Origin of the sequence: Mesorhizobium sp. M0618, from assembly GCF_040320765.1 — a bacterium.
Taxonomy (GTDB): domain Bacteria; phylum Pseudomonadota; class Alphaproteobacteria; order Rhizobiales; family Rhizobiaceae; genus Mesorhizobium.
The window spans coordinates 1-24,742 of record NZ_JAMYQH010000013.1 but is presented as its reverse complement, the minus strand read 5'-3'; the positions used below and the strand labels follow the sequence as shown (position 1 = coordinate 24,742).

At 59.9% G+C, this 24,742-nt stretch carries 22 protein-coding genes and 3 pseudogenes; 11 read left to right on the top strand and 14 right to left on the bottom strand.

Annotated elements, in window-relative coordinates:
- Window positions 1-27 precede the first annotated feature (27 nt).
- The 10 genes from nadA to groL all read left to right on the top strand — a co-directional run bounded on the left by nadA (window position 28) and on the right by groL (window position 10,967).
- A complete protein-coding gene (nadA, locus tag NKJ04_RS15560; protein ID WP_352676129.1) occupies window positions 28-1,002 on the top strand; it encodes a quinolinate synthase NadA in 975 nt (324 codons plus the stop codon).
- Window positions 999-2,540: an L-aspartate oxidase gene (locus NKJ04_RS15555; protein ID WP_023766590.1), complete on the top strand. Its 1,542-nt coding sequence runs from the start codon at window positions 999-1,001 to the stop codon at window positions 2,538-2,540. The genes nadA and NKJ04_RS15555 overlap by 4 nt, the downstream gene beginning before the upstream one ends.
- The gene (gene nadC, locus NKJ04_RS15550; protein WP_352676126.1) at window positions 2,540-3,394 is read left to right on the top strand and encodes a carboxylating nicotinate-nucleotide diphosphorylase; all 855 of its coding nucleotides are present in this window, start codon (window positions 2,540-2,542) and stop codon (window positions 3,392-3,394) included. Before NKJ04_RS15555 ends, nadC begins: the two co-directional genes overlap by 1 nt.
- A gap of 94 nt (window positions 3,395-3,488) precedes the next feature.
- The gene (bioB, locus tag NKJ04_RS15545; protein ID WP_050592767.1) at window positions 3,489-4,487 is read left to right on the top strand and encodes a biotin synthase BioB; all 999 of its coding nucleotides are present in this window, start codon (window positions 3,489-3,491) and stop codon (window positions 4,485-4,487) included.
- The gene (locus NKJ04_RS15540; protein ID WP_023814406.1) at window positions 4,484-5,632 is read left to right on the top strand and encodes an 8-amino-7-oxononanoate synthase; all 1,149 of its coding nucleotides are present in this window, start codon (window positions 4,484-4,486) and stop codon (window positions 5,630-5,632) included. The genes bioB and NKJ04_RS15540 overlap by 4 nt, the downstream gene beginning before the upstream one ends.
- Entirely contained in the window at window positions 5,629-6,264 is a 636-nt protein-coding gene (gene bioD / locus NKJ04_RS15535; RefSeq protein WP_023735844.1) for a dethiobiotin synthase, read from the top strand. Before NKJ04_RS15540 ends, bioD begins: the two co-directional genes overlap by 4 nt.
- A complete protein-coding gene (locus tag NKJ04_RS15530) occupies window positions 6,264-7,529 on the top strand; it encodes an adenosylmethionine--8-amino-7-oxononanoate transaminase (RefSeq protein ID WP_023766586.1) in 1,266 nt (421 codons plus the stop codon). Before bioD ends, NKJ04_RS15530 begins: the two co-directional genes overlap by 1 nt.
- Window positions 7,526-8,509 (top strand): 3-oxopimeloyl-[acyl-carrier-protein] synthase BioZ, encoded by a 984-nt coding sequence (gene bioZ / locus NKJ04_RS15525; protein ID WP_023766585.1) that lies wholly within the window; start codon window positions 7,526-7,528, stop codon window positions 8,507-8,509. Before NKJ04_RS15530 ends, bioZ begins: the two co-directional genes overlap by 4 nt.
- A 430-nt stretch (window positions 8,510-8,939) precedes the next feature.
- Entirely contained in the window at window positions 8,940-9,236 is a 297-nt protein-coding gene (gene groES, locus NKJ04_RS15520) for a co-chaperone GroES (protein WP_019863563.1), read from the top strand.
- Window positions 9,237-9,299: 63 nt separating this feature from the next.
- Window positions 9,300-10,967: a chaperonin GroEL gene (gene groL / locus NKJ04_RS15515; protein WP_023766583.1), complete on the top strand. Its 1,668-nt coding sequence runs from the start codon at window positions 9,300-9,302 to the stop codon at window positions 10,965-10,967.
- Window positions 10,968-12,024: 1,057 nt separating this feature from the next.
- Here the strand turns inward: groL and NKJ04_RS15505 are convergent.
- From NKJ04_RS15505 to NKJ04_RS15440, 14 genes and pseudogenes are all read right to left on the bottom strand, one after another.
- A pseudogene (locus NKJ04_RS15505) lies at window positions 12,025-12,183 on the bottom strand (ATP-binding protein); the annotation flags it as partial.
- A 172-nt stretch (window positions 12,184-12,355) separates the two neighbouring features.
- A pseudogene (locus NKJ04_RS15500) lies at window positions 12,356-12,511 on the bottom strand (IS6 family transposase); the annotation flags it as partial.
- A 26-nt stretch (window positions 12,512-12,537) separates the two neighbouring features.
- Window positions 12,538-13,224 (bottom strand): response regulator, encoded by a 687-nt coding sequence (locus tag NKJ04_RS15495; RefSeq protein WP_023814396.1) that lies wholly within the window; start codon window positions 13,222-13,224, stop codon window positions 12,538-12,540.
- 721 nt (window positions 13,225-13,945) lie between these two features.
- Window positions 13,946-14,986, bottom strand: a complete 1,041-nt coding sequence (gene virB11 / locus NKJ04_RS15490; protein WP_023737143.1) for a P-type DNA transfer ATPase VirB11 — start codon at window positions 14,984-14,986, stop codon at window positions 13,946-13,948.
- A complete protein-coding gene (gene virB10, locus NKJ04_RS15485; RefSeq protein WP_352676120.1) occupies window positions 14,970-16,106 on the bottom strand; it encodes a type IV secretion system protein VirB10 in 1,137 nt (378 codons plus the stop codon). Before virB10 ends, virB11 begins: the two co-directional genes overlap by 17 nt.
- Window positions 16,099-16,983, bottom strand: a complete 885-nt coding sequence (locus NKJ04_RS15480) for a TrbG/VirB9 family P-type conjugative transfer protein (RefSeq protein WP_023766577.1) — start codon at window positions 16,981-16,983, stop codon at window positions 16,099-16,101. Before NKJ04_RS15480 ends, virB10 begins: the two co-directional genes overlap by 8 nt.
- Window positions 16,980-17,693, bottom strand: coding sequence for a type IV secretion system protein VirB8 (locus tag NKJ04_RS15475; protein ID WP_023766576.1), 714 nt, complete (start codon window positions 17,691-17,693; stop codon window positions 16,980-16,982). The genes NKJ04_RS15480 and NKJ04_RS15475 overlap by 4 nt, the downstream gene beginning before the upstream one ends.
- Window positions 17,690-17,848 (bottom strand): type IV secretion system lipoprotein VirB7, encoded by a 159-nt coding sequence (locus NKJ04_RS15470; protein ID WP_081731114.1) that lies wholly within the window; start codon window positions 17,846-17,848, stop codon window positions 17,690-17,692. The genes NKJ04_RS15475 and NKJ04_RS15470 overlap by 4 nt, the downstream gene beginning before the upstream one ends.
- Window positions 17,849-17,875: 27 nt before the next feature.
- On the bottom strand, window positions 17,876-18,763 hold the full coding sequence (locus tag NKJ04_RS15465) for a type IV secretion system protein (RefSeq protein WP_023766575.1): 888 nt from the start codon (window positions 18,761-18,763) through the stop codon (window positions 17,876-17,878).
- A 55-nt stretch (window positions 18,764-18,818) separates the two neighbouring features.
- Complete coding sequence (locus NKJ04_RS15460; RefSeq protein WP_352676115.1) at window positions 18,819-19,502, bottom strand: TrbJ/VirB5 family protein; 684 nt, start codon at window positions 19,500-19,502, stop codon at window positions 18,819-18,821.
- A gap of 13 nt (window positions 19,503-19,515) precedes the next feature.
- Window positions 19,516-21,885, bottom strand: coding sequence for a type IV secretion/conjugal transfer ATPase VirB4 (virB4, locus tag NKJ04_RS15455; protein ID WP_023737137.1), 2,370 nt, complete (start codon window positions 21,883-21,885; stop codon window positions 19,516-19,518).
- Window positions 21,885-22,211 (bottom strand): type IV secretion system protein VirB3, encoded by a 327-nt coding sequence (locus NKJ04_RS15450; protein WP_023679584.1) that lies wholly within the window; start codon window positions 22,209-22,211, stop codon window positions 21,885-21,887. The genes virB4 and NKJ04_RS15450 overlap by 1 nt, the downstream gene beginning before the upstream one ends.
- Entirely contained in the window at window positions 22,211-22,576 is a 366-nt protein-coding gene (gene virB2, locus NKJ04_RS15445; protein ID WP_031257862.1) for a pilin major subunit VirB2, read from the bottom strand. The genes NKJ04_RS15450 and virB2 overlap by 1 nt, the downstream gene beginning before the upstream one ends.
- Window positions 22,577-22,590: 14 nt before the next feature.
- A complete protein-coding gene (locus tag NKJ04_RS15440) occupies window positions 22,591-23,376 on the bottom strand; it encodes a type IV secretion system lytic transglycosylase VirB1 (RefSeq protein ID WP_023766572.1) in 786 nt (261 codons plus the stop codon).
- A gap of 1,291 nt (window positions 23,377-24,667) precedes the next feature.
- Between NKJ04_RS15440 and NKJ04_RS15435 the strand changes: the two are divergent.
- Window positions 24,668-24,742: pseudogene (locus NKJ04_RS15435) on the top strand (DNA-binding response regulator); the annotation flags it as partial.

The window sequence follows — 24,742 nt, the reverse complement described above, 5'->3', positions numbered from 1 at the left end:
AATTAGAGTATAAGCGGGAGAGGGTTGATGAGCGCCATGCTGCCTGCGGCCGCGTTGCTCTACGAGCGCGTCCGGCGAGTGATCCCGCCGATCGAATGGCCGGCTTTCGTCGACGATATCGAGGCGATCCTTGCACTGAAGCGCGAGCGCAACGCCATCATCCTGGCGCACAACTATCAGACGCCCGAGATTTTCCATTGCGTGGCCGACATCGTCGGCGACAGCTTGGCATTAGCCCGCACGGCTGCGACGATCGAGGCGCAAGTCATCGTGCTGGCCGGCGTCCATTTCATGGCCGAAACGGCCAAGCTCCTTAATCCGGACAAGACCGTGCTCATTCCGGATCTCAGCGCCGGTTGCTCGTTGGCGGAATCAATCACGGCAGAAGACGTGCGCTTGATGCGCCAGCGTTATCCCGGCGTTCCGATCATTACTTATGTAAACACGTCGGCCGAAGTGAAAGCCGAGTCGGATATCTGCTGTACATCCGGCAACGCCAAGGCGGTCGTCGAATCCCTTGGGGTTCTCCGGGTGATCATGCTGCCGGACGAATATCTGGCCCAGAATATCGCCGCCCAGACCGATGTACAGATCATCGCCTGGAAAGGGCATTGCGAGGTGCATGAGCGCTTTACACCGGCCGACATCCGCGAGTTGCGCGAAAGCCATCCCGGCGTGGTCGTGCTCGCCCATCCCGAATGCCCGCCCGACGTCGTGGCTGAAGCAGATTTTTCCGGCTCGACGGCTGCCATGTCCGACTATGTCGACGGGCAAAGGCCGCCACGTGTCGTGCTGATGACGGAATGCTCGATGAGCGACAACGTCGCGTTAGCGCACCCAGAGGTCGAGTTCATCCGGCCCTGCAATTTGTGCCCGCACATGAAGCGGATCACGCTTGCCAACATCCGCACGGCGCTCGAGCAGAACCAACATGTCGTAACCATCGAACCCGGGATCGCCGGGCGCGCGCGGCTTGCGGTCGAACGGATGCTGGCAGTTTGAGCGCCGACCTCCGCAGCTTCTTCGGGCGTCCCATCATCATCGGCGGCGGCATCGCCGGACTGATGACCGCGCTTCAACTGTCGCCGGAGCCGGTGCTTCTTCTGTCAAGGTCGCTGCTGGGAGCTGACAATTCGAGCACCTGGGCACAGGGGGGTCTGGCTGCAAGTTTCGGCGAAGACGACGAGCCGGCAATGCACCTGGCCGATACGCTTGCTGCCGGGGATGGTCTCTGCGACAGAGACGTGGCGAGCCGCATCCTCCAAGCCGCGCCCAAGGCGATAGAGGGGCTTGCGGCCTTTGGGGTTCCCTTTGACCGCACGCCGAAAGGATCACTGTGCCTCGGATTGGAGGCCGCACACAGCCGACGTCGCATCGTTCATGCGCATGGGGACGGCACCGGGCGTGAGATCATGCGTGCCCTGATCGCGGCTGTGCGTTCCACTCCGTCGATAGTTGTCGTGGAGGGCGTGGAAGCGCGCCGGCTGGCCGTGCGAGAGAATGCGATCCGGGGCGTCTGGGCGAGCTGTTCGATCGGACCTTTCTTCTTCGGCTCACGGCGGGTCGTCCTCGCCACCGGTGGCATCGGGGGACTGTTTCTCGACACCACGAACCCTTGGGGAAGTTGCGGACAAGGCCTTGCACTTGCGGCCCGCGCTGGAGCTGTCCTAGCCGACCTCGAATTCATCCAGTTCCACCCGACCGCGCTTGACGGCCCGGAACGCCCTATGGCGCTGGTCAGCGAGGCTGTCCGAGGCGAAGGTGCTGCCCTGATCGATGAAACCGGCCAGGCTTTTCTCCAGAGCGTGCCAGGGGCGGAACTTGCGCCTCGCGATGTCTTGGCCCGGGCCGTGTGGAACCATCTTGCGGACGGCCACCGTGTTTTTCTCGACGCCCGACAACGGCCTGGCCCGGCATTCGCTCGACATTTCCCGACAATCGCATCAGCCTGTCGTGGAGCGGGCATCAATCCCGCCCGCGATCTCATCCCCATTCGGCCGGCCCAACACTACCACATGGGTGGCGTTGCAGTGGACAGCTCCGGCAGAACCTCCGTCAAGGGGCTGTGGGCCTGCGGCGAAGTCGCTTCGACAGGACTGCATGGCGCCAACAGGCTCGCCAGCAATTCCTTGACAGAAGCCATCGTGTGCGCCCGCTGGGTCGCTGAAAGTGTCGCCGGGACGCCTGCGCGCAGAACAAGGCCTGCGTTTGCCAACGTTTACCCACCGCCCGCTCCGATACGCGTGCGTGTTTTCCTGTCGCGCGCACTCGGCATCGTCCGGGATGGTGAAGGTTTGAAAGCAGCCGCGCGTGCCTTATTGCCGCTCGCCGAAAGCAAGGATGCGGTCTCGGATCCGGCGGCTGTCGGGCTAATGATCGCGGTTGCCGCCTTGTTGCGCGAAGAAAGCCGCGGCGCTCATTACCGGACAGATTTTCCTCATCATGCGACTGCCGCCCGACGGTCCGAAATCACCCTCGAAGCCGCCTTGGCTACAGCGCGGGGACTCGGACACTCGCCAAGTCTCGAAGGGCCGAAGTGATGACACTTTCACCGCTACCCACGGTCGTGCTTGAGCCGCTTGTACGGGCAGCTCTTCTTGAAGATCTTGGCAGAGCCGGCGACTTGACCACGCAGGCCATCGTCCCGAAGGAATACCAAGCGGGAACCGTGTTGGTGGCGCGACAGTCCGGAGTTGTCGCCGGCCTCGATCTGGCGATGCTCGCTTTCGGCTTGATTGATCCTGCTGTCGAAATCTCGGTGGAGCGCGCAGACGGCTGCAATGTCGTGGATGGAGAGATCATTGCATCAGTGGTTGGCCCGGCCCGGGCCATTCTCACAGCCGAAAGGACGGCACTCAATTTTTTGTGCCATCTGAGCGGCATCGCCACGGCAACGGCATCGATCGTCGCTGCGGTTCGTGGGTATGGCGCGAAGATCGTCTGCACCCGCAAGACGACGCCCGGATTGCGGGCAGTCGAAAAGTATGCCGTGCGCGCAGGTGGCGGGTCCAATCACCGCTTCGGTCTGGACGATGCAATTTTGATCAAGGACAACCACATCGCCATCGCAGGCGGCGTCCGCCCAGCGCTCGAGCGAGCACGAAGAGCGGCCGGTCATCTCGTCAAGATCGAAGTCGAGGTCGATACTCTGGCCCAGTTGGAGGAGGTACTTGGCTTCGCTCCCGATGCGGTTCTGCTCGACAACATGTCCCTCCCCGATCTTCGCCGCGCCATCGCAATGGTCGGTGGCCGCGCTATCACCGAGGCTTCTGGCGGGATCACGTCCCATACAGCGCGGGCGGTTGCCGCGACCGGCGTTGATCTGATTTCGGTCGGCCGACTCATCCACAGCGCGCCGATCCTGGATATCGGCCTCGACCATCGGGGCTCATGATTGTCTGAGTCAGGATTGGGTCAACTGTCCTCTCCGATCGTCAACAGTCAGATAGCAAAGACCCCGCAAGACAGACCGGAGGAACAGCATGGACATGCAAACGGCAAGTTCAACGCAGACATCGCCACAGGCTCAATCCCCTGACCCCGGAGCGTGGACCCTGGAGAAGGCTCAGGCACTTTACCATGCCCCCTTCAACAATCTCCTCTTCCTGGCGCAAACGGTGCACCGCCAGAATTTCGATCCAAACAAGGTCCAGCTCAGCCGGCTGCTCAGCATCAAGACGGGAGGATGCCCGGAGGATTGTGGCTATTGCAGCCAGTCGGCGCGTCACGAAACCGGCCTGAAGGCGTCGAAGCTGATGGAGGTCCGGCGCGTCATCGCCGAGGCGACCAAGGCGCGTGATGCCGGCGCCACGCGTTATTGCATGGGCGCGGCCTGGCGAAACCCCAAGGCGCGCGACATGGATGCGGTGGTGGCGATGGTCGAAGGCGTCAAGGCGCTGGGCATGGAGACCTGCATGACGCTCGGCATGCTCGATCTTGAGCAAGCCGCTCGACTGAAGCAGGCGGGCCTCGACTACTACAACCACAACATCGATACGTCGGAACGCTACTACAGCGAGATCATCAGCACGCGCGGCTATGCCGAGCGGCTCGACACGCTTGAGCAGGTTCGTCGATCCGGCATCAAGGTCTGCTGCGGCGGTATTGTCGGCATGGGCGAAGATCCGGTGGACCGGATCGACATGCTGGTTACGCTGGCGAACCTACCCGAGCCGCCGGAAAGCGTCCCGATCAACATGCTGATCCCGATCGCCGGCACCCCGCTTGCCGAAGCCAAGCCCATCGAGCCGATCGAATTCGTGCGCGTGATCGCCCTGGCGCGCATCATGATGCCGAAATCGCATGTGCGTCTTTCCGCCGGCCGCACCGCCATGACCGACGAGATGCAGGCGCTGTCCTTTTTTGCCGGTGCCAACTCGATTTTCGTCGGCGACACGCTGCTGACGGCGGACAATCCCGGTGAGGACAAGGATAGCCTTCTGTTCCGCCGTCTCGGCATTGAGCCGATGGAACTCGAGGCGCAATGAACGGGGCACCGCTTGCCCGCTATGACGCGACCTTGCAGGGACTGGCCCGCAAGGACCGGCTGCGGACGCTTGCGCCGCGCGCAGGTCTCGATTTCTCGTCGAACGACTATCTCGGGCTGGCCTCGTCCAGGAGACTTGGCGATGCTGTTGTGGCGGCGATTGCGCGGGGCACGCCGGTTGGCGCCACCGGGTCGCGGCTGTTGCGCGGCAATGCACCGGAACACGAGCAGCTCGAGGCAGACGCGGCGGCATTCTTTGGAGCCGACCGCGCGCTGTTCTTCGGCAGCGGCTACATCGCCAACTTCGCTCTGCTGAGCGCCCTGCCGCGGAAGGGCGATCTTTTGGTTCTCGATGAGCTCGCCCATGCCAGCATGCATGAGGGTGCGCAGGCCGGGCGCGCACAGTTCGTGCTGGCCGCGCACAACGATGCCACCGCTGTTGAGGATGCGATCACACGTTGGCGCGCCGCAGGCGGCATGGGATGCGTCTGGATCGCGGTGGAGAGCCTTTACAGCATGGATGGCGACTGCGCGCCTTTGGAGAGCCTGGTCGCGCTTGCCGATCGGCACGGCGCATTCATCGTCATTGACGAGGCGCATTCGACCGGCGTCTGGGGACCGGACGGCCGGGGGCTTGCCGCCGCTTTCGAGGGCCGCGACAACATCGTCGCGCTCCACACCTGCGGCAAGGCGCTCGGCGCATCTGGTGGGCTCGTGACCGGGCCGAGGGCACTGTGCGAGTATCTGATCAACCGTTGCCGGCCATTCATCTACGCCACCGCGCCATCGCCGCTGATGGCAGTGGCAGTGCGCGAAGCACTCGCAATGCTCGCCGACGAGCCTATGCGGCGTGTTCAGCTGCATGAACGCGTTGCCCTCGCCGGCCGCCAGCTGGCCGAGCGCTGCGGCGTGATACCCAGCGGCTCGCAGATCCAGCCCCTCGTAATCGGCGATATCAGGCGCACCATGGCAGTGGCGGCGCGCCTGCAGGCCCGCGGCTTCGACATACGCGGTATTCGTCCTCCGACCGTGCGCACGTCGCGGCTGCGCATCTCACTGACGCTCAATATCGGCGAAGCCGACATTTCCGCCATGGTCGAGGCGCTGGTCGAGGTGTTGGCCCAAACATCACCGGAGGCGGTATGACCCAACGCATCGTCATCACCGGAACCGACACGGGAGTTGGCAAGACCGTGTTTGCGGCTGGGCTCGCCGGTTTGCTCGACGGCTTTTACTGGAAACCGGTGCAATCGGGCCTCGACGGCGAGACCGACAGCGAAGTGGTCGCGCGGCTTGCCGGCTTGCCCTCAGAGCGCGTGCTGCCGGAAGCCTACCGCTTGCGGAGCCCGCTGTCGCCGCATCGTTCGGCCGAGATCGACGGCGTGGCGATCAAGGCTGCCGATCTTGCTTTTCCCGTCCTACCGACGCCGCTCGTCATCGAAGGCTCCGGCGGCCTGATGGTGCCGCTTAACCGGCGCACAAGGCTCATCGACATCTTCGCTGAATGGCGGCTGCCCGTTATTCTGTGCGCCCGCACCACGCTCGGCACCATCAACCACACCTTGCTCTCGATCGAGGCGCTCCGCGCCCGATCCATCCCGTTGGCCGGCATCGCTTTCATCGGCGATGAGATGGCCGATACGCAACGGACCATCGTGGAATTCAGCGGTGCGCCGCAGCTCGGCAGGCTGCCGCACCTCGATCTGCTGACCGGCAAGACACTGAGGGACGCAATGATTGCCGGCTTCGCCTTCGCCTCGATTACTGGAGGTGACTGATGTCGCAGTCTCATGTGTGGCATCCCTTCACCCAGCACGCGCTCGAGCCTGCGATCCCAGAAATCGTCCGGACTGAAGGCGCCTATCTCCGCAGGGCCGACGGCGCCCGCATCCTGGACGCCATCTCCTCCTGGTGGGTCGTCACACATGGCCACCGCCATCCCCGCATCATGAAGGCAATCGAGACAACCGCGTCGAGCCTCGACCAGATTATCTTTGCGGGCTTCACGCACGAGCCGGCAGAGCGCTTGGCCAAGGCGCTTGTCGGCCTCGCTCCCGCTGGACTCGACTGGGTGTTCTATTCCGACAGTGGCTCGACCTCGGTCGAAGTAGCGCTGAAGATGGCGCTCGGTTATTTCCGCAATATCGGCGCCCCACGCTCGCGCATCGTCGTCATGGATCACAGCTATCATGGCGACACGATCGGCACGATGAGCGTCGGTGCGCGTGGCGTGTTCAACGCCGCCTACGAACCCTTGCTGTTCGAGGTCGCCACCATCCCCTTTCCGGCAGCGGGGCGCGAGCAAGAGACGCTGGATCGTTTAGAGGCTGTGACCCGCGATCGACGAGCCGCAGCCTTAATCGTCGAGCCGCTGGTGCTGGGCGCCGGCGGCATGCTGATGTATCCGGCTTCAGTTCTGGCCGAATTGAAGAAGATCACTGAGGCCTCCGGCACGCTGCTGATCGCCGACGAAGTGATGACCGGCTGGGGGCGGACCGGAACCATGTTCGCCTGCGAGCAGGCATCGATCTCTCCAGATATCCTGTGCACCTCGAAAGGCCTGACCGGCGGCGCCATCCCGCTGGCCGTAACGCTTGCCACCGATGCCATCTTCCAGGCTCATTATTCCGAGGACCGGAAGAAGACATTTTTCCATTCGAGCTCCTACACTGCCAACCCGATTGCCTGCGCGGCAGCACTTGCCAATGTCGAGATCTGGCGGGACGAGCCGGTGGCCGAGCGCATTGCGGCCTTGAGCGCAATGCAGGCCACCGGGCTTCGACGCTTTCGCGACAACAGCTTCTTCACCGACTGCCGGGCGACCGGCACGATCGCGGCGCTCGACCTGCGAACCGGTTCCGCAGGTTATCTCGCCGAGATCGGACCGAAACTGCGCGCTTTCTTCCTCGAGCGAGGGCTACTTGTGCGCCCGCTCGGCAATGTCCTCTACCTTCTGCCACCCTATTGCATCACCGGCGACGAGCTCGAGCGACTCTATGACGCCATTGAGGAGGCGGGCGAACGCTTCGGGTCCAGGCCATGAGCAAGTCGTCGCGCATTCTCGGGTTTGGCCATCATGCGCCTGGGCGAAAGGTGGCGAATGCCGAAATCGAGAGCAATCTCGGTCTTGATCCAGGCTGGATCGAAAGGCGTACCGGGATACGGTCGCGCTTCTGGGCAACCGACGAAGACACGCTGTCTGGTCTTGCTGCGCAGGCCGGCGACATGGCGCTGGCGAACGCCGGTATTGCGCGCCACGACATCGGTCTGCTGTTGCTTGCCACCTCGACGCCCGACCATCTTCTGCCGCCGAGCGCGCCGCTGGTCGCACACAAGCTTGGCCTTGGCAGCGCAGGCGCGGTGGATCTGACAGGCGCCTGCGCCGGCTTCATCTATGCGCTGATGTTTGCGGACGGATTTACCCGCCTGCACGGCAAAGCGAGCCTTGTTATCGCCGCCAATATCCTCAGCCGCCGCATCAATCCAGCCGAGCGCGCAAGCTCGGTCCTGTTTGCCGATGCCGCCGGCGCCCTGGTGATCGGTCAGTGCGATGATGCTGATCGGGGCATTCTCGGTGCCTCGGTGGCTTCGGACGGCTCGCGATACGGGCTGATCCAGATTCCCGCAGGAGGAAGCAACAAGCCGTTCCACGGTGACCTCGATCTCGCGCAAACCCGAATGAGGATGACGGACGGCCGCGAAGTGTTCGCAAAGGCCGTCGAGATGATGACCAATTGCTCGATAAGCGCGCTAGCCGCTGCCGGAGTGCGGCCACACGATCTCGGCCGGTTCGTGCCCCATCAGGCCAATACTCGGATTTTCGACGCGGTCGGGAGGAACCTCGGCATCGCGGACCAAGCAATTGTCAAGACGATTGCCGAATACGGCAACTCTTCGGCCGCGACGATCCCGCTGTCGCTCTCGCTCGCCAACCAGACGGAGCCATTCCAGCCTGGAGAGAAAATCCTTCTGTCGGCGGCGGGTGCGGGTCTCAGCGGCGGCGCTCTCGTGGTTGGAATCTAGCCGGCCGGCTCACGCGCGCAGGACTGGTCATGAATGGGAATAGGGCAACAGAACCAATGCCAAAATGGCCTTCTGAAGCTCGACATGACCGAGCTGACGCAGCACGACCCCGTGCGAGCCTCTGGATGAGATCAAATGCATCACCTGTTGCATCATTCGTGCCATCTGAATAAAGCTCAAATACAAAGGGTGAGCCGCCCCATATATGTCTGATACCCGACATTGTTCACATAAAAGGCTCGATGCTTACACGCTCTTTGCTCTCTTCTCTTTGCTGTCTGCTCTTTTCTCTTTGCTCTTTGCTCTTTCGTCTTGACTAGCAGGAGCATGCGGCTTATCTCATTGCCGCGTTAGCACTCGCTTCCGCTGAGTGCTAAGCACGCTCCGGCAACGGAGAACCGTTCAACATCCGCACCAAGGACATCCAAAAATGGCAAAGTCGAATTTCCGGCCGCTGCATGACCGCGTGGTCGTTCGCCGGGTCGAATCCGAATCCAAGACCGCCGGCGGGATCATCATCCCGGATACGGCGAAGGAAAAGCCGCAGGAAGGCGAGATCATCGCCGTCGGCTCCGGCGCTCGTGACGAAGCAGGCAAGCTGGTCCCGCTGGACGTCAAGGCCGGCGACCGCATCCTGTTCGGCAAGTGGTCGGGTACCGAAGTCAAGCTCAATGGCGAAGACCTTCTGATCATGAAGGAATCCGACATTATGGGCATCATCGGCTGATATCAGGCCTTTCCTTCGCACCATCAAATCTGAATTTCGGGCGAGATGCCCAGGAGTAAAAAAATGGCTGCCAAAGACGTAAAATTCTCCCGCGATGCCCGTGAGCGCATGCTTCACGGCATCAACATCCTCGCCGACGCGGTGAAGGTCACCCTCGGCCCCAAGGGCCGCAACGTCGTCATCGACAAGTCGTTCGGCGCACCGCGCATCACCAAGGACGGGGTCACCGTCGCCAAGGAAATCGAACTTTCCGACAAGTTCGAAAACATGGGCGCGCAGATGATCCGCGAAGTTGCTTCGAAGACCAACGACATCGCCGGTGACGGCACCACAACCGCGACCGTTCTGGCGCAGTCGATCGTCCAGGAAGGCAACAAGGCCGTTGCCGCCGGCATGAACCCGATGGACCTGAAGCGCGGCATCGATCTGGCCGTGACCGAAGTCGTCGCGGCGCTCGGCAAGGCTGCCAAGAAGATCAAGACCTCCGAGGAAGTTGCCCAGGTCGGCACGATCGCCGGCAATGGCGACGAGTCGGTCGGCAAGATGATCGCCGAAGCGATGCAGAAGGTCGGCAACGAAGGCGTCATCACGGTTGAGGAAGCCAAGACCGCCGAGACTGAACTCGAGGTCGTCGAAGGCATGCAGTTCGACCGCGGCTATCTCTCGCCCTACTTCGTCACCAACGCCGACAAGATGGTTGCCGAGCTCGAGGACGTCTACATCCTCCTGCACGAGAAGAAGCTGTCCAACCTGCAGGCGATGCTGCCGGTTCTCGAAGCCGTCGTGCAGACCTCGAAGCCGCTGCTCATCATCTCGGAAGACGTCGAAGGCGAGGCCCTGGCCACGCTGGTCGTCAACAAGCTGCGTGGCGGCCTGAAGATCGCCGCCGTCAAGGCGCCGGGCTTCGGTGATCGCCGCAAGGCCATGCTGGAAGACATCGCCATCCTCACCGGTGGCCAGGTCATCTCGGAAGACCTCGGCATCAAGCTCGAGAACGTCGGCCTCAACATGCTCGGCCGCGCCAAGAAGGTGTCGATCTCCAAGGAGAACACCACCATCGTCGACGGCGCCGGCAAGAAGGCCGAGATCCAGGGCCGCGTTGCCCAGATCAAGCAGCAGATCGAAGAGACCACTTCGGACTACGACAAGGAGAAGCTGCAGGAACGTCTGGCGAAGCTCGCCGGCGGCGTTGCGGTGATCCGCGTCGGCGGTGCCACGGAAGTCGAAGTCAAGGAAAAGAAGGACCGCGTCGATGACGCCCTCAACGCGACCCGCGCGGCCGTCGAAGAAGGCATCGTTGCAGGCGGCGGCGTCGCTCTCCTGCGCGCTTCGGCCGACATCAAGGTCACCGGCGTCAATGCCGACCAGGCCGCCGGCATCAACATCGTTCGTCGTGCGCTGCAGGCTCCGGCCCGCCAGATCGCGGCCAACGCCGGTGCGGAAGCATCGATCGTTGCCGGCAAGATCCTTGAGAACAAGGGCGCGACCTTCGGCTACAACGCCCAGACCGGCGAATATGGCGACATGATCGCCATGGGTATCGTCGATCCGGTCAAGGTTGTCCGTACGGCTCTCCAGGACGCGGCCTCGGTCGCCGGCCTGCTGGTCACCACCGAAGCCATGATCGCGGAGGCTCCGAAGAAGGAGTCGGCTGGCGGCGGCGGCATGCCTGGCGGCATGGGCGGCGGCGGTATGGGCGGCATGGGCGGCATGGGCGGCATGGATTTCTAATCCAGCCCCTATCAACCTACAGCGGAAAGGGCGGCAGCAATGCCGCCCTTTCCTTGTGTGCCGAACATGATCGACAACTTGGAGTGCGTCCCGAGGATCTCGTCAGAATTAGGATCTTGTCCGATCGAGCAATTCGCGGGCTCAACCTGGTCAAACCGGCGCCCCCTACGAACTGCCCGATCCTTGAGGATTCCGCTGCGCGACAATCACGATGATTCATTCAGTTGGTAGCTATAGGCGGTGAATCATGAGGGGCATTGAGGAGCGTGGCAAGGCGCCCATCTCGGCATTTAACCCCATCGAGCGTGATATCCGAGACAATTCTCTCATCGGACCGGCGGCTGGCGTTGAAGGACCCGGTGAATCATCCTGTTCTATAGTGGAGCAGACGCGCTCTGAGCCTCAAGATCAAGCGTTTCCTCCTCTGAGTATCCTTGATCTGCCGCTGGACATTCTCGTTGATATTGCTGAGCGGCTCAGCCCGATGGATCTGCTGAGGTGTCGCACACAAATCAAGAGCTGCGTGTCGCCGCGATGATAGTCGCAACGCCTCAAGAAAGGCGGATCCAGGTTCAGGCTCGTCGTCGTGGCCGAGAGGCCTCGTGACCCCGACGACTGCGCTTCGGCCTTGTGGGGCCTCGGAGCGGGCGTGGCAGCGCTTGCACCTGAGCTCCAGCGGCGTCTCATCCTGCTTGAGCCCAGGTCTCAGACCATTGCCCTGGAGGGCCTCGGAGCAGGCGTGGGTGGCCTTTGGCCAACCTCCAGCGGCTTGTCTGCGGATTTCACTAAATTGGGACAGCCGTTTTAGTAAATCGCGAACAAGCGTTTCGCTAAGTCGCGGGCAACGGAAGCGATCGAGTTCCGGTTGCCTTTGCTGTTAGGAGTGATTGATTTCGGTTATTTCGCTGAAACGCTGAAACGCCATATCCAGCTTTTCCAACGGTAAATTGGGCACTGTCCAATACTTTATTTCTTGAAATCCAACGTTTTTGCCGCGCAGTGACGTTCGGACATAGCAAGGCCTGTCCCATACCTATGAATACGTTTGGCTGAAGCAGACCGATGGCTGCGCGTCGAAGCCGAAGCCGTCGAGTTCGCGGACAAACGGGAACTGCGCGATCTTGCTCGACATGAGCGTGTCGAGCTGGTCGCGGATGGCCGTCAACTTCAGCCGATCCAGGATTGCGATCAGCAGGTCATGATCTAGCGTCGTCATCACCAGCTCCCTCCGACCACCGCTTCGTACTCGGCGAGTGGCCGCAGCAAGGTGGCCGGGGATGATCTTGATGCGCTCGGCGCGCACCGGCCCTTCGAAGCCGGCAACGCCGACAAAAGGCTCTGTCGCAAACCTGGAAATGGGGGTGTGAACGGCCATTTCGGCCTGTCCGTCAGGCAGCGAGGATATCGAAACAGCGATCGACAGACTTGTAGTCATACCTCGCCTGTCGCTTGCCAATCATGTGGATCATCTCGATGCCGGAGAGGATAACCACGGCGCTCGCCTGCGACTTGAAGCCGATGGATCGAATGCGGCGCTTGATACGCAGTCTGTTCTTTCAATTTAGACCAACTATGCGGATGCCGCCTCAGTCAATTCAAGAAGGTAACCAATGCCGCGCACGGTCGTGATCCGTGGCGTTGCACCTGACCTACTCAGGTGTCCACGTAAGCGATAGATTCCGACTTCAAGCGCGTTGGCAGATACCTCGTCGTTGAACGAATAGAGGTGATCTTCCAACTGCGCACGAGGCACGATGCGGCCTGCACGGATAAGCAGATGCTCTAAAATACATAGTTCGCGGCGTGCGATCTTCAGAGGATGACCCGAGACGGAAACCTGTCGGCCGATCGGATCGAAATTGAGATTGCCAAATACAACGATGGGGTCGGTCACCTGTGTCGACCGGCGCAGAATGGCTCTCATTCTGGCGATGAGCTCATCGAAAGAGACGGGCTTGAGCAGAAAATCGTCCGCGCCACCGTTGAAAATTGCAATTCGCTTCTCGAGATCGTTGATGCTACTCATAATGAGGGTTGGAACTGAATGCCCGTCGCTCCTTAGCTGTCTCAGCCAGCCCAAGCCATCGCCATCTGGCAGAGCCAACTCCAGCAGGAGAATTTCATAGGTTGCGCAACAGAATGCCCTCGACGCCTGTTCCAGGTTGCCAACTACATCAACGGCAAAACCGCTATCCCCGAGCGCAGCTCGCACGGCGCGCGTAAGATCCACGTGATGATCAATGAGCAGCGTTCGCATTTCACGTCCTATCAAGGTAGGACAGGTCACCGTCCGCTGTAAGACCGGGGCGACAGCAGAAGTCGCGCAACTCTTCGTAGTGTTCGTAACGCTCTTTCCGATGGGTGATCGCGGGAGAATGCAATCCGCACGCCTGCAATAGTCGGGGATGGAACACGTGAAGACCTGTTGACGGGCTGAAACCGTCGGTCGGCCAGCCCACAATGCCACCGACTCTGCCTGCGATTTCTCTGCGCATCGATCCTCCTATATGGGTTGCGTCGCAAACTCCAGCTGAGGTCGCAAGGGCAGGTTGCGGCTTTGTTCATTGAGAGGACCCCCTGGAGGCAATACCGGGAGGATTCCCTGTATAGCACTTCCCGATTTACCAACCGGTCATTCCGAACCACGTTCGGCGGCTTTGAAGACGCTCATTTGAGCGCGGCTAGGTAAATCAAGGGTACGACCTGCCGGGTGTCGATGCCGCTTTTGAAGCAGGCATCGGCACCAGCTCGCTGAGCGTCGCCCGCGCAATTCAGCGGACGCGCTCGATACACCCAGTCGAATCGTGCCGCAGCTTGCCGCGCCGACAGGGCGGCCGAAGAGTTCAGGCTTGTGACCGAAGGGCTACGCCCAGTCGTCCTCCCATAATCAACCTCGGTCAAATCAAAGTGACGTTGAATCTGAACAAGTTGCGCCATCATATCACAAACGACTTACCGATCCCCGACGTGCTCGAGCCTTAGTGCTTATTGAGAAGATCGGCTACTGTCTCTCCGCGTCGCCGGGCATCGGCGGCGAGCCACACCTCCCCCACCTCATACACGTCGCCGTGGGTACGAAACGGCACAATGACGTCAATGGCAGCCGACAGCAGGTCAAGAAGCGTGTGGTCTTCCACAGCAGCTCCTTGCGGGCTGCTCTTGACGAGTGAAAAGAGCTTTTTAAAGCCTTGGACCGGATCCGCCCCATGAATCGTCGATATTGATCCCGCATGGCCGGAGACGACTTCGCTAAGGTAGGCCCAAGCAGCATCATCGCGCATCTCGCCAAGCAATATTCGATCAGGGCGCATGCGCAAGCTGGCTTGCAACAGTTGCTCGGCTGTCACCGCACCTACGCCTGCTCGGTCCTTCGGATAGAGTAACCGGACATGATTCTCGTGCGGGATTGCAAGTTCGAGCGTGTCCTCGATACTTATCAGCCTCTCTTGCGGGGGTATAGCGTTGATCAAAGTCTTGCTCATTGTCGTTTTGCCGCTACCAGTAGGTCCGCAAAGCAGCATCGTGAGCCGCCCGCAAACGCACGCTCGCAAAAATTGCTCCAAGTCACCATGGTCGTAGTGCTGAAGAATCGTTTCGTCCTGCCGCTCTTGGCGCTCCTTTCGTGACCGCCATTGATTCCAACGCGAGTATTCGTAGCGAGAAGAAACTTCCTTGAGTTCGGTCACACGACTTGAGGGACGCCGTATCGTCAGGCTTATTGTTCCTGAGGGAACAGCGGGCGGCAAACAGATCTGCAGCCGCTCTCCGTTCGGCAGCTCAGTCGCACAGAGGGGGCTTTGCGGTCCGACATCTTGCTTGCGCAGCGCTCCAGCGAGGATCGCGATGTCCTCCAGATCGTCATAAGATAGCGGTAGCGGATGTTTCGTGAAAACGCCGGCCTGTCGGACAAAGGCTTCCCCAGGCCGGTTGATAGCGACCTCTTCGGTCCTTGGCTCCTCAAGCCATTTCAGAACAGGGTTGAGAAGCAAACGCAATTGAGGGTCAGCCTCCGGTCGCATTGTTGTCTCTCCGGCGTTGGCGATGTTGGGGGGGGGCTGGCGCCACGGCGGTCGCTCTAAGATCGTATACATCTGAGAAATCGAGGTCCCGAGCCACAAAGATGGATACAGCATCTCCCTGGTTTTTCTTCAGAGTTGGCGGAACGTTGATCGTTGCTCTAAGGGTCGTCTCAACGGCTTGTCCGGCGTTGCTCTGGAAGCTGTTGATACCGCTTCCTCCACCTGAGCTGCCAGCGTATTGACCGGCGGCCTGAAACGCGCCTTGAATGACGCTCATGAGCATTGCTCCGCCAAAGCGCTGCCAGAAGTGATTATCCACCGTGCCAGGCATTCCGGAGCGGCCGAGCTCGTCAGCGCCCGGCGATGCTAGCGAAACGAGGGCATGGTCAGGCGTTTCCATGCGCGTCCACAGCACGAAGACACGCGCATCCCCCTGTTGGAGACCACGCTGGATCTCGCCAATCACGGTCGTCCCGCGATCCAAAAGCACCACGTTGTTGGTGGCGCCGCGGACGTCTTTAGGTAAGACGCACTTCACATAACCCGGTAAATTTGTGTCGACTGCCGTTTGCAAAATGCAGGGGATGATCGTTCCTTGAGTAATCACGAGATCAGGGTGCGGCAAAAGTGTGGCCCGGCTTGGCTCCTGTATATCTGGCTTCAATCGCGCCGACAGATCGCCAGCGTCTGAAATCTCATCCGAGGTCGCGGGAGCATCCCTATGGTTGTCTTCGCTCCGCTGACCGTCGTTGGGCATTTTACTGCTGCCACTGTAGGCGAAAATTGGTGTTTCCTCCGGCGGCGGATCAGCTGAAGTCGGCGTGGATGGCGCAGGATCTCCTGCCTGCGCCGCCTGTACGGCTGCTGGAGCTCCGGGAGCAATCTCAATCGGCACGGGGCGGAATGGTTCGGCGTCGGCGACAATTGGAGGTTTTGGCTGAGTTGGTTCGTCTTGTGTGCTGGGACGACCTCCGAGCCAGATGAGTGATAGAGATGAGATGAGAACAAGAGCAGCGACGGCCAACTTCTGCAATCCCGAAACATGCCGGCGGGCCGGCTCCGAGACCATCGATCCGGAGGCATGGACATCATGTCCCGACTGTGGGCCGGTTTCATTCATCGGCCGAGCCTTTCAAAACGCGCCACACGTCGGGTGTCACTGTACCGGTCCCTGGCGCTCGTCCCACAGGGTCATAAGCCCTGTTGAAAATGGACAAGACCGTATTGCCATCTCTCAGACGCCATTCCCGGGCGACTGCGGATACTTCAACATAGTCTCCTTTGACCGTGTAATTGGCAGCGGCTTCCTTGCCGTCGGGATTGATAATGTAGAGAGAGGGTATGCGGGAATTGCTTGCGAAGCCAAATACGGTGGTAAAGCCATTATCGAAAACTTGCAGCGGCGACAGCGATCGATCGCCCTTTGCGACGTAGTGAAAATTGCTTTCGTCCGGACTGGTAGTTGCGGCGGGCCGATTCAACAAATCCTGAACTCTCTCGTCGTGCAGCACTTTCGCCCGGGCCTGACCAAGAATCGAGCGCCTTTCTGCGTCCTTTCTCCGAGCAGCAGCCTCATCAGCAGGATAGGTGAACTGCACACTGTAGTATAGGTCAGGTTGCTGCTCATCGAGTTTTGGCATCGCTCTCGTTGAAATACTGAAGACGTATCTCCGTGTACCGGACTCACTCTCGGCCAGCACGATGACCGGCTGCGGCGGGAGCATCCGGCTAGCCTTAAAAAAGAGATAGTTGGCGCGCGGGAGCGCAGCCAGGTCTTTGCTATTGGAAACGGCCACGGCTGCGACTGTCTCGTTGGCCGCGAATGTGACAACCAGCGTTGCCCCCACTGCGGTAGACAGGCGCACCACTTCGTCAGGACGGTAAGCCAGGTAGCGCATGCGCGCATCATGCTTGCCGGCAAGTGGTGTGTCTTCCGCGGACGCTTCCATCGTTAAGAAGAGTGAACAGACCAGCGCGAGAAACGCTCTTTTTGTCATGGCTGCACATAGCCCAGGTTCGATACGCTATCTTCCGAGCTTTGATAGGAAGTGATGAGTAGACCTCCCGGATTGGTGAGCCTCGATTGCCCAGGCAGACCCGTCAAGCGCTCGTAGCGGATGGTAGCTGTCCAGGTGGTCACTATCGGCATCTGCCCATCGACAACAAGCGTACGTTTGTAACGGATCTGTTGAACGTCCGGACTGATGTCGTTTGAAGAAATATGCCCGACCTCGAGCTTGCCGCGCTTGCCGACCGTGACTTGCGGCGAGGTGGGATTCGGATAGTTGAAGAAATCTTGATATTGCTGTCGCACAGTCGGCGCGCTGAAACTGGATACGAGGTCATAGGCGTATTGGGCTGTATCTGCTGTGTACCCCTCGCGCAGGCGTACATATTCCCACAGCGAAGCATTTATGACGGCTCGGTCTTGGGTTGCCGGCAGTCGAGACACTGACACTTCGCTGTCGACGGTCCCATCCGGCCGGACCCAGAGGAACACAGGTACGAGCTTGGCCAACGGGACCATGGCAGCGATGGTAAATGCCTGGGCAACATTTCCTAGGACCGCCGCTGCGGCAAAGGCGATCAGGGCCTTTGACAGGCGCCGCGCAGACTTCGCTCGTGACGTTTGAAACGCTTCCACCTTCTTATAGTGGGCGGCTAGCGTTTCTCTCTCCACCAGAAGGGCATGTTCAGGAAATTTCACTTTGGCTCTTCCGCGCATTCGACCTGAAGATCCTCAGGGGTGGTTTCCCATTGTCCCACGTTCAGTTGGAATGGGGCACCCGCGCACGTCGCAAGCCCATGGCTCGTCTTGCAGGCGGCCAAAGCGAGGATTGACAGAAGTAGGCAATATTTCATGTTTTTGGCACCGAACTTGTCGATTGATTAACCACCCGCCGTTTTGGCAAAGTGGCGATTGAGGCTGTTAAGAGGTCGGTTCGCACCTCCCCAAGAGCCGCCGGCGATGCTGCTGGCGATCGTCGGAAGCGCGACGATCAGAGCGTCACCAGCTAGGAAAAGCATGTCGAGCTCGTAAAGCCCGATGATCTTGGCTGCTGTCGTGCCCGAGAATTTGATCATCAAAAGCATGGCTGCCAGCGAGACTGCTTCGGCAGCGATTACTATCGTTGCAACGATGTTGAGGAGGAGAAGCAGCAGCCCGTACGAGAGCAGTTGGCCGATCCATCTGGTGGCTATGTCTCGAGTGTGATCAAAAAGGTAGCCTACAAGGACCAGGGGGCCGATCGTCAAGAGCACCTTCGTCAGAATTCCAACGGCATCGTAGATCTCGAACGCTGTCCACAGCGCGCCGTAGAAAATCCATTGCGCTCCCTCGAAAGCAAGTATGTCCTGGCCGTTCATAGGCCCAATTTCGGAAGCAATCAGCTGAAAGACATACTGGCTTGAAGCAAACATGATGTCGAGCTTCTGGGCGATTCCGATGAAGGGCAAGTCGCTGCCACTGATGTCGTGAGCCAACCTCGGAATCGTTTCGTCGAAAAGCGCTTCAATGTACTGCTGATAGTTGGCCTGCCCTAAGATAAGGGCGACGACAATCGACACCATGATTACGCGCGAGATACCCCCGCGCGCATCGACTTGACCACGCATGACCAGACAGCCTTGGATTATTATCCAGAGCGTGACACACGCAACCAGAGGCGCACTGACCGCCGCTTGGACGTTTTCAAGCACTTTGTGCAGCCCGGACGTGAAGGCCCCATGAAAGATCGTGTGTATAGTCGTGAATGGCGCGGGAATTTTGAAATTCATGGCGTGAGCCTGATGTGTCCCTGATCAGCGCAGCTGAGCCTGATGAACTCAGCGTTCACGGGAGCGGGCCAAAAATGCGAGCGGTGTCCCGATGTTCGCGACGCTGCGTGGCGGCCTCCTCAGCGGCGTGAAGGCTCCCTTGTGCAGTGGCCATAGTCAGCAGACTCGTGGCCTGGGCATTTTGGATCATCGCATCGTGAATCTGCTTGAGGACCAGACCGTTGGTCACGGTGGCCTGCATAATATTTCCCGAGCGGGAAAGCTGACCAAGCGTGCCGGCGTTATCCTTAAGGCGCTTGTCCATCATGCCCAAAGTGTCGGCTGCAATAGCTGCGGCATTGGCGGCCCCAGCGATTTGTCCCTTTAACAGTTTCGCTTCTGAATCGTCGCCCGTGACTATCCGATTTGGGTCCTCCGCAATGTTACGGGCGACAATCGAAGCTGGCGCCCGAGCATCAAACATCTGCTCCTCCAGCTTATTGCTCGACGGGTAATGATTTCCTTGGTTCAGTGAGCTTAGCACTCCCGTGACAGCGAATGACGAGGTTAGCATTGTCACCATTTCGATCGTCGTAGCGAGCGTCTCGATTGACCTCTCAAGGATCGCCGCATTGGAAATCGCTGTTAAGGTCGATTGTGTTTCTGTTACAGGGTCGGTGACGATCCATTGCGACCGGGCCTGTCCGTGAAGCAGAAGGGAAGCAGCAAGGGTCGTTACTGCAAGTTTGGCAAGTTTCATGAATATTCCTCCGTCAGTCTTGAACTTCATGGTACCGGGCCATGAACTTGTCGAGCCACCCACTTGGGGCGTCTCCGTGCTGGTTGCGAAGCTGGTCGGCAAAGCGCACTGTGTTGGCCCGCCCCGAGAGTACGGCTACGTACTCGCGCATCTGCCCAAGATCGAATTCGCAAACAATACTCCCGCTATCGCGCTTGAGCAAAAACTTGCGGCTGCCGATTGCCATTCCCTGGCGGATTGCCTCGAACTCCTGCGCAGTGCACTTCAAGCCATCGACATACGCAGAGCGGTCCGCCGTCGGTGATGGGTAGAAAATTTTCGTCATACATTGCGCAACGAGACTAGCTCCGAGAGGCGATTCCAGAACGTGTTCAGGCTGCTGCGTTGCGAGTATCAACATGCCGTTGTTTTTGCGGACCGTGAGCAAGAACTTGTCGATAACGGCCGAGAATTGGGGGTTGAGTAGATAGAATCGAAATTCGTCGCAGCTCATCACGAACCGACGACCATCGACGATAGCGCCCACTCGATGCAGAAGGTATGCGGCGGCCGGTGCACAGACCTCCTCATATTCCAGGAGCTGCGTCATGTCGAAGCCCGTAATGGAGGCATCCAGCCTTACTTCGTCCACGTCGCCGTCAAAGGCCCATCCAAGCGCCCCCCCTCTACACCACCGCTGCAGCCGTGCTCCTGCGCCCTCGGAGGGGCTGTGCAATAGGAACTCGCGCAGGCCCGCAAGTGAGCGCATAGGGGGTTCGAACGAAAGCTGACGAACAATGCCGCGTTCCAGCCGACGGCTTTCCTCCGGCGAGATCGGACCACGGCCGTCACTCTCGATCAGGGCCATCAACCACTCGCGCAGAAAGTCCCGAGAGGCGGAGGTGTTGTCCAGTCCACGCAGAGGGGCCAAGCCGCTCGGAGCGCCTCTGCGCAACGCAAGATATGTCCCTCCCGTGGCTCGCACCAGCAGTTCACCACCCCGATCCTTGTCGAAGAAGACGATCGCACCATTGCGATCGACCAAGCTTTGCTCAAGCATCGCGAGGACAAAGGTCATCAGCGTCGTCTTGCCTTTGCCAACGGGCCCGAATATTGCCGTCATGCCGACGTCATTCTCATGGGGGATGTAGTCGAAAGAAGTTCCACCGTTTGTGCGAAAGCGCGCAACAGCATTGCCCCAGTGGCCGGAACTGGAACCGCTTGGGAAGTTCTCAAATGAGACGAGCCCGGCAAAATTGTGTGAGGTGATCGCCCCCGGGCGCGTGCGCCACCTGTTGTTCCCCGGAAGTTGGGACCAATATGCGGCCTCCATGCCGATGCCCTCTTGGACGATAACGGCGCCCGCGTCGGCCAGCCGTGCGCGGGCACTTGCTGCGCGATCTGCAAGGCTATTGAGGCTGTCGGCATAGACGCACAGGCTCAGATGATGCGAACCCATCACGAATTCGTTGCTTGCCAGTGCGTCCTCTGCCTCGGCAAGTTCATTGATCTGGGTGAGAGCCTTGTCGCCGGCACTCGTCATCTGGCTGGACTTAAGGCTTAGTTTGGCATGAGCTTGCGGGCGAGTGAGGAAGGAAAAGCTCTGGCTCAGGACAAGCGGGAAGTTGGCGGACAGCAAGGAATTTAGCATGCCCGGCCGCGTCGTCGCCGGATATTCACGGAACGAAAACAATGATCCGACGGAGCTATCCCCGGGCCTTCGAATCTCAAGCGCCCGCTTCCCGCAGATGACCTGGTCAGTGTAGATCGAGGCGCCAAGTGAGCCGGTAACCATCGGAACCGGAAGAAACCGGCAAGTCATCATGAGCCGAAGCGCCTCGCCGATTTCCGTGAAGAGCACGTTGCCTTTCTCACGAATGCCCAACCGGCGCAGACCGTAACCGCCGAGTGCGCCAGCAATGATGTGCCAGAGGTCTTCCAGGCTCCGCATTTGGGTGGCTAGATCGTGCTCATTCCGTCTGCGGGACTTGGCAATCCGCAAGCCGATCTTGCCGATTGCGGTGCGGGGGGACACGATCAAAGTGAGGAAGTGATCGTTGCGAAAGAGCTTTCCCGACAGCACACGACGCTCGTAGGCCTCGCTCAGACTGCCAGCGAATGCACTTTGAAACCGGCGCGGCGCCGGCGCCGGCACATCGTTGTGTCTCACAAGATGAGCGTATATCGAGACATTGTCATCGGCGATGTTGCGCAAGAGAGTGTTGAACGCGCGGCAGCGCGAGTTGCGCATCTCAGCGTCTTCCAAATCAAAGGGCACACCGTTCACATGTGCCATGGCCATGATCGATCCGTCTTCCAGAAGGACAACCTGATCGCTTACGTGACCAACATACGGAAGGTAGATCTCGCCAGACCTCTCGGTCCGGCCGCTGGCGCCGAACATTACACCATTCCTCTTCCGCGTTTCGGCACTCTGATCGGATTGGCGCTGACGCTTGCGCCTCCCCAGACCGGCCCGTCCACGCTTCTGCCGGCCGTCTGCAAATAGAGCAGCACGACGCTTGCCGCGTTATAGTCACGCTCAACAACCAGCCGTGCTCCGAACCAGAGTGGCGCGAGAACGATTTCGTAGAGCGGGTTCTGAAGGATAATGATAACAAGCCCAGCCAACATCATGAGCAATCCGGCCAGCGTCAGCGGCACCCCCAGAAACAGTGCCGGGCGCGTCGCCGCCACATAGAGGGTGCTCACTTCCAACCGGTCGCTCATCAGCCACCGCCTATGAGCGCCTTGCCCAGGAAGCTGGCCCCGAACATGATGACGATCCCTCCAACGACACCCGCAACCAGGCCAAGTGAAGCACGACCGAACATCCAAGAGATACCGATGGCTACGAGCCCGAGCACGGCCAGTGATTGTCCAAAGGGCCCAAGTATGAACGTGCAGATATTCTGGACCATCTTGGCAGGATCCGTCCCTCCGGTCACCTGAGCCGCGGCTGGCCCGCTGTAGAAGACCGTCCACGCCGCGCCTGCAGCAGCGGCCGGTACATATTCAGCCGCCATGCGCAGCATGAAAAAAGGCGAAGGAACACGCGTTTTAAGCGCACGAAGTATCTTGAGTGGCGTCATCATTGCATCTCCATGTTTCAATCGAATACGAGTTTGTTCGGGTTCGAGGGTTCCCGTGCTTTCGCAGCCTGGCTGCCTGTCGGATCGGAGGGATCGGCCCCGGAGCGGTCTGGCTGATACGAGCCCCAGATGTCCCAAGAATCTTGGTTGGGCTGCTTCTTTCTATTGGCCTGTTGGCTCTGCTGGAGCAGAGGCGGCACGGCTTTCCGACCGGGTGCCTCAAGGTGCGGCACATCTCGAGCAGTCGGCTCCAGCGTTCTCTCAAGGAGACTTGAGATGTCCTTTGCGGCCGACTCGACCTTGCGTACATAACCGTTGGCGAAGCCATGCGTGACGTCGCCCGTGTTATAGGCCGAGATGGCACGGCGAAGCGCCAGTTGCTGTGCCACAGCAGTGGTGCCGCCGGCATACCGGCTTTCAAGCAGGTGGGCGGCAGCCGAAAGCGAGGCGCAGGGCTCGAAAGCCCTTTCCGGCGTGAGATTGAGCACGGCAAAGTTCTTGCTGTTTATCTGCATCAATCCAACATCGACAGAATGTTGTGCTTCGAGGCGTTCCTTGATGCCCCGCGTGGCTTCCAGGTGGTCTATCCAGCGAAGCTGCTCACCTGTGGTGTTGTCATGAGCCACCAGCGTTTCAAAGCCACTTTCAATCTTGGCAATCGCGGCGAGGGTGGACGGCGCAACCCAGGGGGCGCATTTGCGCGACAGGCTGCGGAACTCACGCGGAGAAAGTGGCGCGGGCTCGGCTGGGAGTGACATGGATGTCATCAGGACGATGGCCAGCGGCCAAGCTGCAATAAACATTCCCTATCACCTACCTTTCCAAGCCGCCGGACGGGTTCTGGCCCTGTCCGGCACGCGCTTATCGGGGAGGTTTGTTACTGTGTGATGTTCAAGTTCAGCTTTTCGGTTTCAATTGAAGCAAAGACCGTGTTCGTATCAGCGTGGGTGAGCATCTTGCGCATGCGTGAGTGGCGCGGGCCCGATCAGCCAGCGACATCCGGAGCATCTTGGTACAATGACTCCTGTACAGGATTGCTCGTCCCGGCCGTCCGTTGCTCCTGGAGTGTGGGCCGCGACTTTGGCGTCATGGATGGTACTTCTGTCAGCGCCAAGCCAAGGACAAAATGGGGAGCTTGGCGGGCTTGTTCAGGCTCGGGATCACCGTGGGGAATCGACTAAGGCGATAAAGCGGCCCAACTTTGCCGGTATGCTGCCGGTCGTTAAAGAGCAGCCATGCGCGGCCCTGCACACTCAGATCATTGCTTGAGACGCGAGCTCGTCCGCGAAGCTGGCTCGAGGGCGCAAATCCGCGGCGGCGAGGGTCAACTGGGAAGACGTGGCGGCGCAGCCCATCCTGGTGCGAGCCTCGTTCAGCTGTTCGGCCGCCGCCGCCAAAGGGTGGATCATGCACAGTCCCATCGGCAGATAACCGCACGTCATTGACGGAGTCCGACGGCGCAATGGACAAGCATAGTGACACGCTCAAGATGGAGGAGTTGCAGTAACTGAGAAATGTTAGCCCGGACGTTCACCGCAACCGGCGACCTGCCGGTCGCCGAACAGCATTTGAGGCCGCCGGCCACCTTGGACGAAGCCGGCTTGGCAGGAGACACACTATTTTGCACAAGGCCGCTGCAGCGAATCACGGTCTTCTTCCGCCGACCGCCTCTCCGATCAAGCCAAACGCCGCGCTGCTCAACCATGTCCGAGCTGGATCCACGAGCCGGAGGATATCGAGATGATCCAGGTCCGCAAACTCCAGGATGACCAGGATGCAAGGGCATAGCAGGAAACTTGGCATCCATGAGGTCGAACTTGAGTGATATTGGCAGGCCTGCACCAACGGGGGAGCTCGAAGCGAAAAAGCGAAGGACCACACGGCAGGGTCATGTCGGCGCTTGGACCTGTCTGGTGGCCACGGGCTGCCTTGGTGCGGTCAATTCGCTGGGGATGAAAAGAACAGGACGAGCACGGCCTCACATTGGCCGCACGCAACGGCGAGTGGTATCAAGGAGCAGCTGTTCTGGGTCGGTGCCCCAGGGTTGCTCGGCAACAGGTTTAGACAAGGGGATTCAAGATTGAAGGTGTGCCGTTGAAACATGTTCTTGTCATTGACGATGATGCCGCAATGCGGCGCCTCATCGCCGAGTATCTCACGATGCATGCC